Here is a 13,036-nt window from a genome sequence, read left to right on the forward strand (position 1 = left end):
AGAGCCATGCAACCTCCCTTGGTCGAGGCTCCAGTTTCGCCAGAGCCCGACGGGACCGGTCCCGTCGGGCTCCATGGGCGCGGCTCAGGTACCCCGGGTCCACTGCTGGTTGGTGCCGCCGTTGCACGTGTACGTGATGACGGCCGCGCCGTTGGCGGTGGACCCGCCGTTCACGTCCAGGCACTCGCCGGTCGCGCGGGCCTTGACGGTGACGTAGGAGCCGGTGGTGGTGAGCGACCACTGCTGGCTGGTCGCGGAGGAGTTGCAGTTCTCCTGCGTGACCGTGCTCGCGTTCCCCTGAACGCACAGCGAGCTGCTCCTGACCATCAGCTGGTAGTAGCCGCCGGAGAGGGGCTTGAACCAGTACTTCTGGTTGGTGCCGCCATTGCAGTCGTACTGCTTGATCTGGGCGCCCTGCCACAGCGACTGGCTCGTCACATCGGCGCACTTGGACGAGTTCCGGGCGATCAGCGTGTTGTACGTGGCGCTCGTGCCGCTGATCGTGCCGGCGGCCGTGTCGATGGTCACCTCAGGGGACCAGGACATGGACATCGAGGTCGAGCTGGGGAAGCTCAGCGGCAGCCACACGTACCGCGAGTCGTTGACGGTCCCGCCGAAGGAGTTGCCCCAGCGGTCGCCCAGGTAGAGGTACGAGGTGCCCGAACTGCCCTGCACGGGAAGGACGAACGCGGTCTGCGAGCCGTAGGTCGTGGAGTCACCGACGTTCGTCATCGCCGACCAGGGGCCGGACAGCGAGGTCGCCGTCGCGTACTGCTGCTGGTTGGGGCTCCAGCCGGTCGCGCCCGAGGTGAGCATGAAGTAGACGTTGCCCCGCTTGAACAGCGCCGGGGCCTCCCGGTGGCCGCCGTGCCAGGGGTCGGCGACCAGGCTCGCTATGCCGGTGTAGTCGGCGGTGAGCCGGTAGATGTGCAGGTCGTAGTTCTCGCGGGCGGCGGAGATCATGTAGCCGGCGCCGTCGGTGTCCACGAAGACCGTGATGTCACGGGACATGTGCTGGCCGAGCGGGCGGAAGCTGCCCCGCCAGGTGTAGTTGCCGTCGACGGTGTCGGAGACGGCAACGGCGGCGCGCGCCTCGCTGTAGTCGGTGCCGTTCTCCTTGTGCATCCACATCACGAACTTGCCGGTGGACGCGTTGTACATGACCTTCGGACGCTCGATGTTGGCGGTCGCCAGCTCGGGGTCGGTGGCCTCGGTCAGGACGTGGTTGCGGAACTCCCAGTTCTTCAGGTCGGTGGAGCGGTAGGCGTCCACGTACCGGAAGGTGTTGTCGGCGTTGCGGTTCTCGCCGAACCAGTAGTAGTAGGAGCCGACCTTGAGGACCCCGCCGCCGTGGGCGTGCACGGGGCTGCCCGAAGTGTCCGTGAACTGGGTGCCGTTGGCGATCGTCTGGGGTGCGGCCTGGGCCGGTCCGGCGGTGGCCAGGGCGCCGAGCAGCGCCAGACAGAGGGCGAGCAGAGCAACGTAGGCACGTCTCATCGGGTTACCTCCGTGGATACTCCGCCCGTCAGGGCGGAGAGGAAAGGGATTCCTGCGGAGCAGGGCAGGGAGACACGATTCGCCGCACGGGCGGATCGGCGTCTACCGCCAACGGCCAGCAGCAGGAGCTCACTGGTTGGCGCGATAGTTTGTGAGATATGGCCACTCACGTGAAGCGGGCGTTCAAGTACCGCTTCCATCCGACCGATGCGCAGGCGGCGGAGCTGTCGCGCACGTTCGGGTGCGTGCGGAAGGTCTACAACCTGGCGCTCACCGCCCGTACCGAGGCGTGGACGCGTCAGGAGCGGGTGAACTACAACCAGACCTCGGCGATGCTGACGGCGTGGAAGAAGACCGAGGAGCTGGCCTACCTCAACGAGGTCTCCTCCGTTCCCCTGCAACAGGCCCTCCGGCACTTGCAGGTGGCGTTCGCCAACTTCTTCGGCAAGCGGTCCAAATACCCCCGCTTCAAGTCCCGGAAGAAGTCCCGCAAGTGCGCGGAGTACACCACCAGCGCGTTCCGGTACCAGGACGGTGAGCTGCGGCTGGCGAAGATGACTGATTCGCTGGCGATCGTGTGGTCCCGTCCCCTGCCCGAGAGGGCACGTCCTTCGACGGTGACCGTTTCGCAGGACGCGGCGGGACGGTGGTTCGTCTCCCTGCTGTGCGAGGACCCGAGCGTGGGGCCCCTTGCCGCCACCGGCACAGCCATCGGCATCGACGCGGGCCTGAACCACCTCGTGACCCTCTCCACCGGAGAGAAGATCGCCAACCTGCGGCATGAGCGCCGCGACCGGGCCCGGCTGGAGAAGGCCCAGCGGGAGTTGTCCCGCAAGGCCAAGGGCGACGGCGCCAACCGAGCCAAGGCCCGGCATAAGGTCGCCCGCATCAACGCCCGCATCACCGACCGTCGCCGTGACGGTCTGCACAAGCTGACCTCGCGTCTCGTGCGTGAAAACCAAACGCTCGTGATCGAGGACCTGACCGTACGCAACATGGTCAAAAACCGCAGCCTCGCCCGCGCCATCAGCGACGCGGCATGGCGGGAGCTGCGGATGATGCTGGAGTACAAATGCTCCTGGTACGGACGGGAGCTGGTGGTCGTGGACCGCTGGTTCCCGTCCTCCAAGCTGTGTTCCGCCTGCGGCGCCCTTCAGGAGAGGATGCCGCTCAACGTCCGTGAGTGGACGTGCGGCTGCGGAGCGACCCACGACCGGGACGTGAACGCAGCGAAGAACCTTCTGGCCGCCGGGCTGGCGGTGACAGTCTGTGGAGCTGGTGTAAGACCTCAACGGAGAACTCCGGGCGGGCAGTCGGCGACGAAGCAGAAACCCTCACGGCGCGAGCCGTGAGAATCCCCCTCGTTCACGAGGGGGAGAAGTCAAGTCACGCACTCTCCTTGGCGGTCGTGGGGGCCGTGTCGGCCACGGGGATACCGAAGTCGGGGGTGCCGTCCGACCTCCAGCCGAGCTTCTGGACGCGGGTGTGGCGGTTGGGGTCGTTCAGCGGGTCGCCGACGATCTCCTTGTACTGGCGGGCGTGGTAGACGAGGACGTCGGTGCGGCCGTCCTCGGCGACGGTGAACGAGTTGTGGCCCGGCCCGTACTGCTTGGTCGTGTCGTTGCTGGTGAACACCGGCGTCGGCGACTTGGCCCAGCTGGCGGGGTCCATGAGGTCACTGGCCGCGTCGGCGGTCAGCAGGCCCATGCAGTAGTTGAAGTCGGTGGCGCTGGCGGAGTACGTCATGAAGAGGCGGCCGTTGCGGCAGATGACCGACGGACCCTCGTTGACCTTGTAGCCGATGCACTCCCAGTCGTACTCGGGGGTGGACAGGCGCACCTGAGGGCCCGTCAGGGTCCACGGGTTCGCCATCCTCGACAGCCACAGGGCGGTGTTGTTGCCCATTCCGGGCTCGTGCTGCGCCCAGGCGAGGTAGCGGGTGCCCCGGTGGGTGAAGGTGGTGGCGTCCAGGGAGAAGGTCTCCCAGGCGGTCTTGAGCTGACCGCGCTCGGTCCAGGTCCCCTTGAAGGGATCGCGGTGGGCGTTCTCCAGCACCCAGATACGGATGTCCCAGACACTCTCGGCGGGCGCCGCGGCGAAGTAGATGTACCACTTGCCGCCGATGCGGTGGATCTCCGGCGCCCAGATGTGCGCACCCATGGCACCGGTCGCGTGCTTGGTCCAGATCACGGACTCGGCGGCGGTCCCGAGACCGTTCAGGGTGCGGGAGCGGCGCAGGATGATCCGGTCGTACTCGGGGGCGGTCGCCGTGAAGTAGTAGTGGCCGTCGGCGTGCCGGTGGATGTGCGGGTCGGCCCGGTTGCGGACGAGCGGGTTCACGTACGGGGCTGCCTTGGGGGTCGGGGCGGCGTGGGCGACGCCGGCGGTGGTCGCCGCCAGGGCGCCCGCGGCCAGGGCACCCTTCAGCAGCAGTCTGCGGCTGGGGGCTTCGGAGGCTTCGGGCAGGTCGTTGTCGCGGCTCATACGGACTGCCTCTCGGGGGGTGGGGTGTCCTGAGAGCGATGTTCGATATTGAGAACATCTGTTGTTATTCCGAACGCCGAAAAGGTAAGCGTGTGGATCGGGGAGGTCAACGGGTTGGACGAGACTGGAGAAGGCGCTTTCTGTCCCCAGGTTCTTGCTCCCCAGGTTCTTGCTCCCACGTTTTTGTTATCGGCCGCCGCCTCGGCCCGTCTCCCTTGTGTGCGCAGCCATACCCACAAGACAGCAGCGGCCGCCGGTGCCCTCGCGGCCGTGGCCGCCCTCCTCGCCACCGCTCCCCCGGCGGCGGCCGCCGGTGCCCGGGACGTCACCGCCGACGTACTCGCCGACCGGGACGTGACGCTCACCGGCGACACGGTCGTCACCGTGCCGTCGGGGACGACGACGTACGACGGAGTCTTCCGCGGCGAGGGCACGCTCACCGTGCGCGGCGGCGGGACCCTGGTCCTGACCAAGGACAGCGACTTCACGCTGCCGAGGTCCCGGCAGCGGCAGAAGGTGGCGACCCCGGGCGGCAACCACCCGTACGTCACCGTGGCCAACCCCGATCCGCCCGCGATCACGGTCGAGCGGGGCGCGACCCTCCAGTACGGCAACGGCGGCACGACCGGGCTGATCGGCCACTTCCCGTACAACACCCCGGCGTTCCGGCTCAACCAGGACAACATCCGCGTCGACGGCACCCTGCGGCTCTCCCTGAAGAGCGCCTACAACCTGGGCACCATCAGCGGCTCCGGCCTGATCACCCAGCCGCGGTTCCTCTGGGGCACCTGGGACCTGTCGGGCACCCACCCCTTCTCCGGGGTGATCGACAACGGCACGCAGGTCAACGCCGGCCGGCCGGAGTTCGCGACCTCACTGCCGAACATGCGCAAGGTCCTCAACCAGGGCACCTGGACCGTGGACACCCCGCTGGGCCAGACCGTCACCGAGGGCATGGACTTCTACCAGCGCGAGTACGGCAGCGACATCAACGTCCAGTCCCGGCCCGGCAGCAAGGTCATCCTCACCGGCCAGTACAGCTGGTCGAACCAGGGCGGCGACACCGATCCCTCGCTCAGCGACCCCGCCCTGAACTGGACGCCCGCGCGGAAGAACGTCAACAAGCGCGGCACCAACATCAAGGGCGCCAACGTCCAGTGGGGCGACGGCACCACGAGCAAGATCTTCATGCCGGGCACCGCCGAGACGGTCTACATCAACCTCCTTGCGGCACGGTCCCGTTCGCTGCTCACGTTCGACTACAACGGCCCGGTGACGCTGGGAGCGCCGATCGGTGGCGGCGTGTTCCACGACACGCTGTCCGCGCCCGGTGCCGGGGACATCGTCATCGCGGGGACGCGCGGGAACGACGTCACCTTCGCGGCGAAGCAGTACTACGACGGTTCTACGACCGTGGAGAAGGGCGCGGTGCTGCGGCTGGGGTCCGGGCAGGGGGACGGTTCCCTGCTCACGGGCACCGAGCGGCGGCGGGTGGTGAACGACGGGACGCTCGTCGTGAACAACGCGAAGAGGGCGATCTCCTTGGCGTACGTCGGCGGCAGCGGGGCGTTCGTGCAGGCGGGGGCGGCCACGACGACGCTGACGGGCAGCGCGGTGACGTACACCGGGGCCACGACGGTCAAGAAGGGCACCTTGGCTCTGCGGTCGGGGGCGACTCTCGTACGCAGCAAGGTGATCAAGCTGTCCTCGGCGGGGTCTCGGCTGGATGCCGGGACGTCCGGACTGCGGGTGGCGACGACGCTGACCGGCAAGGGCGTGGTGAAGGGGGCGGTGACGAACGAGGGGGTCGTCGCGGGCGGTCTCACCGTCTCCGGTGCCTACACCCAGCGAGCGAAGGGTGAACTGGTGCTGAGGGACCGGCCGTTGAAGGTGACGGGTGCGGTGCGGCTGGCCGGGGACCTCGACCTGTCGGCCGCCGGGACGAAGCCCGCGCGCAAGATCACCGTGCTCTCGAACACGGGCCGTGCGAAGACCGTCGGCGCGTTCAGCGGCATGAAGGAGGGCACGAAGGTGAAGCTCGCCGACACGACGTACCGGATCAGCTACAAGGGCGGGGACGGCAACGACGTGACCCTTGGCGCGGTTACCGCGAGCCCCTCCCCCAGCGCCTCCGGCACCCCGACGACGTCCGGCGCCGTCGTGACACGCAGCGCCACTGCTGCGGACGACGAGGAGTTCGGCTGGTGGCCGTACGCGCTGGGCCTCGGGCTGCTGGGCGGGCTGCTGGTCCCGGCGACGCGGCGCAGGCGCGGGGGCAGGCGACGGGGCGGGCGGCACTCGGCGCGTGGGTAGCGGTGCTCCGCATGAGGGCCGGCGTCGGATGGGTGCGCTCGCCCGCGCAGGCCGGATCAGCGCCCGCTCGGCGCCTCCGGAAACCCCAGCCGCGGGGCCAGCTCGCGTGCCTCCCTCGCCCACTCCCCGAGGTACGCGAGGGTCGACCCCCGTTCCCGGTAACGGCGTTCGGCATCCACGGACTGCCCGCCGCCGTAGTCCAGTTGCTCCTCGCCCGCGTTGGCCAGCATGAGGGCGGTGAGCCAGTCGTACTTCACGGCCGAGGCGCAGACCGCGAGGCGTACGAGGTTCTCGTCGCCCTTCCAGCCGCTCTCGCGCAGGCCGTGCAGGTACGCCTCGTAGGCCCTCGCCGCGTACTCGGGGAGGCGGGCGGCCGGGACGAACAGGTCGAAGACGGAGTCGGGGAGGTAGTTGCCGAGGTCCTCCCCGAGGGCTCCGTCGCCGGCGAAGGCCCAGTCGAACACGGCGCTGTGGGGGCCGTCGGCGCAGGTGTTGGCGGGCCAGTGGTCGAGGTGGCTGAAGGCGCGCGGCAGGGACTCCATGATGTCGAGGAACCAGTCGCGGTCGTGGTGCAGCCGGACCATCTCGCGGCGCAGGCCCTCGGGGAAGTGGTCGCGGACCAGGGGCTGTCGCCAGGCCCCGTCGTCGTCGAGGAGTTCCTGGCCGAGGGTGTTGCTGCCGACGTACTGGCGCAGGAAGCGGTGCGAGAGCCACGGCTCGTCGTCCACCGCGCCGACGGCTCCCTGGGCGGCGCCCAGGCGGCGGGCGTGTTCGATGTGCCGGGCGGGCTTCCAGCGAGTGCCGGGTTCGCCCCGTACCCGCTCCAGCCACAGCGCGATGTCGCCGTCGGGCCGTTCGACGCGGGCCAGCAGCCGGGGTGCGCGGACACCGTACGGCTGCCAGACCTGTGCGAGACCTGACGTGTAGACGTCGGCCTCGCGCCGCCAGTAGTTCCAGTGCCGGGGGTCCTCCGAGGCCGCCCAGCGTCCAGTGGCCTCCTTGGAGCGGGTGAGGACCTTCAGGATCGCGGAGCGGTCACCGGCGTTGACGACCCAGACGCCGCCGGTGACACCGTTCTTGGGGTTGTGGGTGAGGGACGCCAGGAAGACCGGCCCGGTGAAGGGGCCGAGGACCTGCCGAGCCTCCTCGTACACACCCTCGGCGTCGGCGACTTCGGCGCCCTCCGCGTCCACGGCATCGGTGTCGGACATCCCCCAAGGTTAGGCGGACTCCTCCGCCGGCTCCTTGCGTCCACGCAGCCACACGTACACCGGGATGCCCGCGAAGAGGAACAACACGCCCTGGTAGACGGCCGCGTAGCCGGCGCCCGCGATCAGCCAGAAGGAGAAGGCGAAGGAGAGGGCCGCCACGATCAGGTCGCGGGCCAGTCCGGCCGGGCGGATCTGCTCGCGGGTGCCCTTGGCCAGCCAGTACAGCTGGGCGGCGGCGGACAGCAGGTAGGGCACGCAGCCGGTGAACGTGGTGATCAGGACGAGGACGCGGAAGGTCGTGTCCGGGCCCGCCGTGTAGTTGAGGGCGATCAGGAGTGTGCCGAGGACGGCGACGGCCCAGACACCGAAGCCCGGCACCCCGCCCTTGCCCACGCGGGCGAACGGCGCCGGGAAGAGGCCGTCGCGGGCGGCGGCGTACGGCATCTGCGCGGCCATCAGGATCCAGCCGTTGAGGCAGCCGGTGATGGAGGCGACGGCGACCAGGGCGATGGCGGTGCCGCCCCAGGTGCCGCCGGTGATCGAGTTCACCGCGTCGGCGAAGGGGGCGCCGGAGGCGGCCAGCCTGTCGTGCGGGACGAGGCCGAAGACCGCGACGATGCCGAGGAGATAGACGAGGGCGGAACCCAGGGTGCCGAGGACGCTCGCGCGGCCGACGTTGCGCTCGGGGTCGCGGACCTCGCCCGCGCTGACGGCCGCCGACTCGACGCCGAGGAAGCTGTAGAGGAGCAGTGCGGCGGAGGCGGCCAGCGCGCCGGAGACGCTCTGCCCGGACGCGTTGAACGGGCCGTAGTTGTCGGTGTCGATGAAGAACAGGCCGATCGTGGCGACCAGCAGCAGCGGCACGAACTTCAGGATCGTGGAGACGACCTGGACCGCGCCGACCCAGCGGGTGCCGGCGAAGTTCGCGGCGGCCGGCAGCCACAGCGCGGCGAGCGCGACCAGCGCTTCGAGGGTGTGGTTGCCGTGGAGAGGTATCAGGACATCTACATAGCCGACGACCGCGACGGCCAGGGCGGCGATGCTGACCCAGCACATCGTCCAGTACGACCATGCCGACAGGAAGCCCGCGAAGGGGCCGAAGGCGTCGCGCGGGTACACGTACAGGCCGCCGGTGACGGGGCTGCGCCGGGCCAGTTTGCCGAAGAGCAGCGCGAGCAGCACCGCGCCGACCGACAGGATCACGAAGGCGACCAGGCTGACGCCGCCGTACGGGGCGACGGTGGCGGGCAGCACGAAGATGCCGCCGCCGATGATGTTGCCCATCACCAGGGCGGTGGCCGCGGCCGGGCCGAAGGTGCGGCGGCGCGGGGCGGACCGCGCCTCGGGCTCGGCGGACTCGGTGGTACTGGGGGCAGTCATGTCACTTTCCGGGGAGGCGGGGAAGCGTGATCGTATCCGCCGTTCCACATCGTGGGCAATCTGTTCACGTTCTGGACACAATCCGGGGCGGTGTACCGGTGCGACTCGACTACCGTCGTCGTATGACCAGCCACCTCACGCTCGCCGCCGCCCTCACCACCGGGAGGACCGTCGTCCTCGACGGCGGTATGTCCAACCAGCTCGAATCCGCCGGGCACGACCTGAGCGACGAGCTGTGGTCGGCTCGGCTGCTCGCGGAGCAGCCCGAGGCGATCACCGAGGCGCACCTCGCCTACTTCCTGGCGGGCGCGGACGTGGCGATCACCTCCAGCTACCAGGCGACCTTCGAAGGCTTCGCCAAGCGCGGGATCGACCGGGAGCGGGCGGCCGAACTGCTCGGCCTGAGCATCGGGTTGGCCCTCGACGCGGCGACGCAGGCACGCGCGAAGGGCGTCACCCGGCCGCTGTGGGTGGCGGCTTCCGTCGGCCCGTACGGCGCGATGCTCGCCGACGGCTCCGAGTACCGGGGCCGGTACGGCCTGACCGTGGCCGAGCTGGAGGCCTTCCACCGGCCCCGCATCGAGGTGCTGGCCGCCGCCGGTCCGGACGTCCTCGCCCTGGAGACGGTCCCGGACGCCGACGAGGCCGAGGCCCTGCTGCGCGCGGTGCGCGGGCTCGGCGTACCGGCCTGGTTGTCGTACAGCGTCGCCGGCGACCGCACCCGCGCCGGCCAGCCCCTCGAGGAGGCCTTCGCCCTGGCCGCCGACGCGGACGAGGTCGTCGCCGTCGGAGTCAACTGCTGCGCCCCCGAGGACGTCGACGCAGCGGTAGAGACCGCCGCCCGGGTCACGGGCAAGCCGGTCGTCGTCTACCCCAACAGCGGCGAGGCCTGGGACGCCGAGGCCCGCGCCTGGAACGGCCGCTCCTCGTTCGCGCCCGAGGAGGTGCGGGGCTGGCGGGAGTCCGGGGCCCGGCTGATCGGCGGGTGCTGCCGGGTGGGCCCGGAGGCGATCACGTCCCTTGCGGCGACGCTGGCGAAGTCCTGAGCCTCCACAAGGCCCGGCTCCACCTCTCGTCCCTGCCCCCCGCCACTGCTAGCCTCCGTTTCGGGAACCGGTTTCCATCCATGTTGCCGCAGTTCCCGAGGGGTGGGCGGGACAGCCCGGGGAGAGGGACGAGGCAGGTATGACGAGGAAGAGCGAGGACGCGGGGCGGAGCACGATCCGGGACGTGGCCTCCCGGGCGGGGGTGTCCGCGTCGACCGTGTCGCGGGTGCTCGGCGGGGTGTATCCGGTGAGCTCGGCGACGCGGACGCGGGTGATGCGGGCGGTCCGTGACCTGGACTATGTCGCCGACGCGCGCGCCAAGGCGGTGGCGGGTGTCGGCACGCCGACGCTGGCGTTCGTCCTCGACGACATCACCGGACCGTCGTTCGCGCTGATGGCGCACGGCGTGGAGCGCGAGGCGACCCGGCTCGGGCACCTGTGCCTGGTGTGCAGCACGGAGGGCGACGTCCGGCACGAGCTGGAGTTCGTCGAGATGATGCGCGCCCAGCGGGCCGCCGCCGTGATCCTGGTGGGCGGCGCCGCCGACACCGCCGAGTACCGCGAGCGCACCCGCCGGATGGCCGACTCGCTGGCGTCGGCGGGCTCCAGGCTGGTGCTGTGCGGCCGTCCGACGCTCGGTCCCGGGGCGCCGGTGACCGTCATCGAGTACGACAACGAGGGCGGCGCCTACGCCCTGGTCGCCCATGTCCTGGCCCAGGGCCACCGGCGGGTGCTCTTCCTCGGCGGCAAGGCGGACCACACCACCGCGCAGGGCCGTGAGCGCGGCTATCTGGCCGCCCATCGCGCCCGCGGCCTGGAACCGGAGCCGGAGCTGCTGCTGCACGGCGACTTCACCCGCGACTCCGGCCACCGTCTGATGCGCGGGGCGCTGAAGGACGGGCTGGACTTCACGGCCGTGGTCGCCGCCACCGACATGGTCGCCGCCGGCGCGCTGACCGCGCTGCACGAGGCGGGCCTGGAGGTACCGCGCGACGTCTCGCTGGCCGGCTACGACGACATCCCCTTCGCCCGCGACCTGCACCCCGCGCTGACGACGGTGCACGTCCCCTACGAGGAACTGGGCCGTCTCGCCGTGCGCACGGCACTGGGCCGCACCGGCGAAGCCCCGGACGAGCATCTGCTCCTGGGCACGCATGTGGTGGTGCGGGACTCGGTGGCGGCAACCGGTTCCTGAGCCCGATGCCCCAAGCGCGGCGGGCTCTCGTCAGGAGCGGCGCACCGACCCAGGCAGCCACAACCGCCGTACCACCGACGGGCGGGACTGGGTGGCGGCAACCGATTCCTGAGCCGGTTGCCGGGCCCAGCGGCCGCCGGTTCCTGGGCCGGCCGCCCGGGCGGAGCCCGCTCGTCAGGAGCGGCGCACCGACCCCGGCAGCCGCAACCGCCGTACCACCGACCGCAGTTCCGCACTCCGCGCGACCGTGTTGCGCGCCGCCGCCATCCGCACGGGGAAGCCGTCCTCGACCGAGTCGTCGAGTGCCTGCGCGGCCACCCCGGCCCGCTCGCTCGCCCCGGCCCGGGCGGTCGCGTCCGCCGTCCACACGGCGAACTCCCGGTCGCGCGGTCCGTACGCCGTGCGCGGCTCCCCGTCGCCGAAGATCCGCACCGGGTGCGAGGCGTCCCAGCCCTGCCAGCCGGGATCGCCCTCGGTCGCGAACCGCACCCACGCCCCGTGCATCGCGTCGGCCAGTTCTCGAGGGGTGCCCCAGCCGGCGAGCTTGGCGGAGTCGGGGACCTCGCCGGTGTCGAAGACGAAGCCGAGTTCGAGGGCGTGGCAGGCGCCGAGGCCGGGGAGGTTGGACGGCCAGGCGAACTCGTAGACGTACGCCGAGCCGGGGCGGGCCTCGGCGAGGCGGTGCAGGGGGAGGCGGAGCAGGTGGTCGGTGACCATCTGGCCGACGATCTCGGCGGTGCCGGCCTCGGGGTGCAGGGCACGATAGCCGCGGGGCACCTCGTGGCCGCAGTGGCAGCGGGCCATCGCGCCGGCCAGCGCGACCGCGCCGAGCCGGTCGACGCGCTCCAGGAGTCCGCCGGGCACCAGCCACAGCCGGTACTCGTCGCTGGTCCAGCCCATCATCAGGTCGACCCCGGCCGCCACGTCCCCCTCGACGAGCGCCTCCAGCGGGTCCCGGGGCACGAGGTCGCCGTCGACGACGATCCCGAAGGCGGGGCCGCCGAGCACCGGGCTGCTGAGTCTGCCCACCTCGGCCTGGGTGCGCAGCAGCAGCTCCCGGTCGACCTCGGCGAAGGCGGCCGCGGTGGCGGGGATCTTCAGCCGGGTCGCCATCCGGCGCACCATCCGCCGTACCTTGTCGCGGTCGCTCGCCTCGGGCGGCCCGCTCTGCAGGACCGCGCGCCGGAACAGGCCCTGGGCCTGCGGGGCGGCCAGCAGGGCGCCGGTGCTGATCGCCCCGGCGGACTGGCCGGCCAGGGTGACCCGGTCGGGGTCGCCGCCGAAGGCCGCGACCGACTCGCGCACCCATTGCAGTGCGGCGAGCTGGTCGCGCAGGCCGGCGTTGGCGGGGACGTCCGGGAACAGGCCGTACCCCTCGACGCCGAGCCGGTAGTTGACCGAGACGAAGACGACCCCGTCGCGGGCGAAGGTACGCCCGTCGTACACGGGCACGGCCGACGAGCCCCGGGTGAGGGCGCCGCCGTGTAGCCACACGATGACCGGGAGCCGGGCACCAGGGCCCGGCTCCGGCGTCCAGACGTTCAGATTGAGGCAGTCGTCGCCGGGCACGGCCGGGTCGGACAGGTACTGCGCGAAGGCTTCGGAGTACGGCGGCTTCGGCGCCGTCGGCCCGAAGACGCCCGCGTCGCGCACGCCGTCCCAGGGCTCGGGCGGCACGGGCGGCCCGAACCGGCGCGGTCCGAAGGGCGGCGCCGCGTAGGGGATGCCCCGGAACACCGCGACGCCGTGCTCGTACCGGCCCCGTACGGCCCCGTACGGGGTCCTGACCACGGGGTCCCGGCTTGTCCGGCCCGCCTGGTCCGCCTGGTCTGCTGCCGTCATGCGCCCACCAGCCTCCCGCACCGCGTCCGTGCACCGCGCTCGTGCACCATGAACATCAGAGCACCACA

At 71.2% G+C, this 13,036-nt stretch carries 9 protein-coding genes; 4 read left to right on the forward strand and 5 right to left on the reverse strand.

All coding sequences use genetic code 11. The annotated features are described in order from the left end of the window. Positions 1 to 84: 84 nt before the first annotated feature. A complete protein-coding gene (locus tag AC5P09_RS28000) occupies positions 85 to 1,497 on the reverse strand; it encodes an RICIN domain-containing protein (RefSeq protein ID WP_493876530.1) in 1,413 nt (470 codons plus the stop codon). A 158-nt stretch (positions 1,498 to 1,655) separates the two neighbouring features. On the opposite strand from AC5P09_RS28000, the gene AC5P09_RS28005 reads away from it, so the two are divergent. Beyond that, a complete protein-coding gene (locus tag AC5P09_RS28005; protein ID WP_493876531.1) occupies positions 1,656 to 2,849 on the forward strand; it encodes an RNA-guided endonuclease InsQ/TnpB family protein in 1,194 nt (397 codons plus the stop codon). Between the two features lie 34 nt (positions 2,850 to 2,883). Here AC5P09_RS28005 and AC5P09_RS28010 read toward each other — a convergent pair whose 3' ends face one another. Then, positions 2,884 to 3,981: a glycoside hydrolase family 43 protein gene (locus AC5P09_RS28010; RefSeq protein WP_493876532.1), complete on the reverse strand. Its 1,098-nt coding sequence runs from the start codon at positions 3,979 to 3,981 to the stop codon at positions 2,884 to 2,886. A 219-nt stretch (positions 3,982 to 4,200) separates the two neighbouring features. Here AC5P09_RS28010 and AC5P09_RS28015 point away from each other — a divergent pair, with 219 nt between their 5' ends. Further along, a complete protein-coding gene (locus AC5P09_RS28015; RefSeq protein WP_493876533.1) occupies positions 4,201 to 6,294 on the forward strand; it encodes an autotransporter in 2,094 nt (697 codons plus the stop codon). Positions 6,295 to 6,350: 56 nt separating this feature from the next. On the opposite strand, the gene AC5P09_RS28020 is transcribed toward AC5P09_RS28015, so the two are convergent. Beyond that, positions 6,351 to 7,505, reverse strand: coding sequence for an aminoglycoside phosphotransferase family protein (locus AC5P09_RS28020; RefSeq protein ID WP_493876534.1), 1,155 nt, complete (start codon positions 7,503 to 7,505; stop codon positions 6,351 to 6,353). Positions 7,506 to 7,514: 9 nt separating this feature from the next. Further along, positions 7,515 to 8,885, reverse strand: coding sequence for an amino acid permease (locus tag AC5P09_RS28025; RefSeq protein WP_493876535.1), 1,371 nt, complete (start codon positions 8,883 to 8,885; stop codon positions 7,515 to 7,517). A gap of 122 nt (positions 8,886 to 9,007) precedes the next feature. Here AC5P09_RS28025 and mmuM point away from each other — a divergent pair, with 122 nt between their 5' ends. Both mmuM and AC5P09_RS28035 read left to right on the forward strand, forming a co-directional pair. Next, positions 9,008 to 9,931, forward strand: coding sequence for a homocysteine S-methyltransferase (mmuM, locus tag AC5P09_RS28030; protein WP_493876536.1), 924 nt, complete (start codon positions 9,008 to 9,010; stop codon positions 9,929 to 9,931). Between the two features lie 139 nt (positions 9,932 to 10,070). Continuing rightward, the gene (locus AC5P09_RS28035) at positions 10,071 to 11,126 is read left to right on the forward strand and encodes a LacI family DNA-binding transcriptional regulator (protein WP_493876537.1); all 1,056 of its coding nucleotides are present in this window, start codon (positions 10,071 to 10,073) and stop codon (positions 11,124 to 11,126) included. A gap of 174 nt (positions 11,127 to 11,300) precedes the next feature. On the opposite strand, the gene AC5P09_RS28040 is transcribed toward AC5P09_RS28035, so the two are convergent. Next, the gene (locus tag AC5P09_RS28040; protein WP_493876538.1) at positions 11,301 to 12,968 is read right to left on the reverse strand and encodes a carboxylesterase/lipase family protein; all 1,668 of its coding nucleotides are present in this window, start codon (positions 12,966 to 12,968) and stop codon (positions 11,301 to 11,303) included. Between the last annotated feature and the right edge of the window lie 68 nt (positions 12,969 to 13,036).

This window comes from Streptomyces sp. a15 (assembly GCF_059026085.1).